This is a genomic window from Mesorhizobium sp. M7A.F.Ca.CA.002.15.2.1, from assembly GCF_003998715.1.
Lineage (GTDB): Bacteria > Pseudomonadota > Alphaproteobacteria > Rhizobiales > Rhizobiaceae > Mesorhizobium > Mesorhizobium ciceri.
This window is the reverse complement of sequence record NZ_RZPI01000631.1, coordinates 1-3,226: the sequence shown is the minus strand read 5'-3', so window position 1 is coordinate 3,226 and position 3,226 is coordinate 1. Positions and strand designations below refer to the sequence as shown.

3 protein-coding genes are annotated in these 3,226 nt (G+C 62.8%); all 3 read right to left on the bottom strand.

Features of this window, described 5'->3' with window-relative positions; translation table 11 throughout:
* On the bottom strand, window positions 1-902 hold a 902-nt coding region (locus ENZ74_RS26515), incomplete at its 3' end, for an ABC transporter substrate-binding protein (RefSeq protein ID WP_164761231.1).
* Window positions 903-1,163: 261 nt separating this feature from the next.
* Entirely contained in the window at window positions 1,164-2,477 is a 1,314-nt protein-coding gene (locus tag ENZ74_RS26510; protein ID WP_063169979.1) for a lytic murein transglycosylase, read from the bottom strand.
* Between the two features lie 26 nt (window positions 2,478-2,503).
* The gene (recR, locus tag ENZ74_RS26505) at window positions 2,504-3,109 is read right to left on the bottom strand and encodes a recombination mediator RecR (protein WP_013527928.1); all 606 of its coding nucleotides are present in this window, start codon (window positions 3,107-3,109) and stop codon (window positions 2,504-2,506) included.
* Window positions 3,110-3,226 lie beyond the last annotated feature (117 nt).

The following is a 3,226-nucleotide window of genomic DNA, read 5'->3' as shown; positions in this document are numbered from 1 at the left end:
CCCTTGGGCGCGCTGGTGGTGGTGAGGTCGGCGTTCTTGGCGATGGCGTCGAGGTCGTTCGGTTCGAGATTGCGGGCAACGTCGATGTCGCCAGCCTCGAGCGCCAGGCGCTGGCCCGAGCTTTCCTTCATGTTGCGATAAATGACGCGGGCAAGCTTGGCTTTTTCGCCGTAGTAATTGTCGTTGCGCTCGAGAACGACGGCTTCGTTGGCCCGCCATTCGCGCAGCTTGAAGACGCCGGAGCCGGCATAGCCGGTCTTCAGCCAGGCATTGCCGAAGTCATTGTCCCATTTGTAGTCGGCGCTCGGCGTGACCGAAGCGACATGCTCCTTGACCAGCTTGGCGTCGACCACCGAAGCCACCGTTGCCGACAGGCAGTTCAGCACGAAGCTCGGCGCATAGGCCTTGTCGACGGTGAACTGGAAGGTGCCGTCGTCGACAGCCTTGGCCTTTTCGGTGACGTTGTCACCGCTGATGCCAAACTGGCCGATGATGAAGGCCGGGCTCTTGTCGAGCTTGATGACGCGCTCGAACGACCAGGCGACATCGGACGCCGTGATCGGATTGCCGGAAGCGAATTTCAGGCCGGGCTTGAGCTTGAACGTGTAGGTCAGGCCGTCATCGGAGACGGTCCAGCTTTCGGCAAGGTCGCCCTTGACCTTGGAGGTGTCGCTGAGGTCGAGACGGACAAGCAGATCATAGGTGTTGCCGGTGACCTCGGCGGTCGACAGCTCGAACGCCTCGCCCGGATCCATGGAGATGATGTCGTCGATCGCGAAACCTTCGACCAGCGTGTCGGCGGGCGTGACCGCACCGGCGGGCGCGCCGGCCAGAAGCAGCGCCGACATGGCGGCACCCGCGAGCAGGAAGCGAGAGCGTAGAGCAAACTTTTCCATCATCATTGTGATTGTTCCCTGTTTTGTTGTTTGTTGACCTGAGTTCCCGGCTCAGGGTTGCGGAATTTTTTCGGGGCCTGGAGACGGCCCCTCTGCCCACTTACCGTCGTGGTTTTTGTCCAGTTGGTCAACACCATACCCGGCGGCCCCGTGGCGGGCAACGAGCATTTATACGACGGCTCATTGGGCCAGAAAGGCCGGTGGGGTGTCGACGCATAGGCCAGCCAATCGAGGCTGCCGATCGAGAAAAATCTGCTAATTTCGGAGCTATTTCAGCACTGCGACCAGATCGGCGTCAGGAAAGCAGGTGGCGGCGCGGCCGTTCTTGGCTTGCCATATGCCGATCGAGCGGCGGGTCTTGAAGCCGGGCAGGCCATCGGCGCTGCCGACATCATAGCCCTTGGCCTCCAGCGCCCGCTGCAGGGCGGCGATGTCCGAACGGTGCAGCCCGCCGATCGCGCCCCAGCTGCCGGCGAAGTTCTGATCGCCATGGGCGATGCGATCGGCGCCATGGCCGATGAACAGCGCGTACAGGTCGCTGGTGTTGTATTGCTTCAGCACGTAGAAATTGGGCGTGGCGACAAAGGCCGGGCCGCTGCGCCCTGCCGGCATCAGCAGAAAGCCTTCGGCCTTCAGCTCACTCACTGGAAACGGTTTGCCGCCGACGCGCTTGATGCCCATATCAGCCCATTGCGAGATTTTCTTGCCCTGGTCCGGGCCTTCCAGCGAACAGGAAACGCTTTCCGGCACCGTCACCTCGAATCCCCAGCCACGACCCTTTACCCAGCCATAGTGGACGAGATAATTGGCGATCGAGGCCAACACGTCGGGCGTCGAGTTCCAGATGTCGACGCGGCCGTCGCCGTCGAAATCGACGGCATGTTTCAGGAACGAGGTCGGCATGAATTGCGGCTGGCCGAGCGCGCCGGCCCAGGACGATTTCATCGCGCCGACCGGAGCCAGCCCGCGCTCGACGATCTCGAGTGCGGCAAGCAGTTCGGTGCGGAAGAAGTCCTTCCTGGTCGACATGAATGCCTTGGTGCCCAGCACTTCGAAGGCGTCATAAGGCATCTTCGCCGCGCCGAATCCGGTCTCGCGGCCCCAGATCGCCAGCAGCACTTCGCCCGGCACGCCATAGCGCTTTTCGATGGCCGCAAGTGTCCTGGCATTGGCGGCTTCGCGCGCGCGCGCGCCCGCCGTCACCGCGCGAACCGTCTTCTCGGCGAAATAGGCGCCGGGTGAGCCGAATTCGGCCTGGTGCTGCTTCTGGGGCGTGGCCGCCTTCTCGCCCGGCTTGACCAGGTCCGGCAGCTTCAGATTGGGCTTGATGCCGTCGAAGGCGGCATCAAAGGTGGTTTTGGAAATGCCTTTCGCCTTGGCCTGCGGCCAGAGGTCGTTCTGCAGCCAGGCGCGGAACTGGTCGTCGATCTTTGCGGCGGAGGCGGGGGTGGAAAAGACCGAGAGAAGAACTGCAAAAAAGGAAAACAGAGCCAATCTGAGAGGTTTGCGTTCCTTCGCACCCCCCTCTGTCCTGCCGAGGGGGGTGCTTGGCACCAGCCTTGGTGGACACGCAAAAATCATGCTCCGCATCCTCTGCCGCAACTTTGTCAAAACGCCGTCCGCGAACGCAGCGCCGCGGCCAGCGTGCCCTCGTCGAGATAGTCGAGTTCGCCGCCGACCGGCACGCCATGCGCAAGGCGCGTCACCTTGATGTCGAAGCCGGACAACTGGTCGGTGAGGTAATGCGCGGTCGTCTGGCCCTCGACCGTCGCATTGACGGCGAGGATGATCTCCTTGACCTCGCCGCCGGCGACGCGATCAACCAGCGAGCGCATGTTGAGCTGCTCGGGGCCGATGCCGTCGAGCGGCGACAGCGTGCCGCCGAGCACGTGGTAGCGCACATTCATCGCCGCCGCGCGCTCCAGCGCCCACAGGTCGGAGACGTCCTCGACGACGATGATGGTGCCGGCATCACGGCGCGGATCGGTGCAGATCATGCAAGGGTCCGATGTATCGACATTGCCGCAGGTCGAGCAGATGCGCACCTTGTCGGCCGCCTCGGCCATGGCGGCGGCAAGGGGCGACAAAAGCTGCTCTTTCTTCTTGATCAGATGAAGGGCGGCACGCCTGGCCGAACGGGGTCCCAGCCCCGGCACCTTGGCCAGGAGCTGGATCAGACGTTCGATCTCGGGACCGGCGATTCGCTTCGACATCGCTCTGATCTAGAGCAATTCCAGGAAAAGTGCGAAGCGGTTTTCCGTCCGGAATTGCGTCAAAACGAAAAGCTGGAGCGGTTCACCGTTTCCGCGAAACGGTGAACCGCTCCAGGA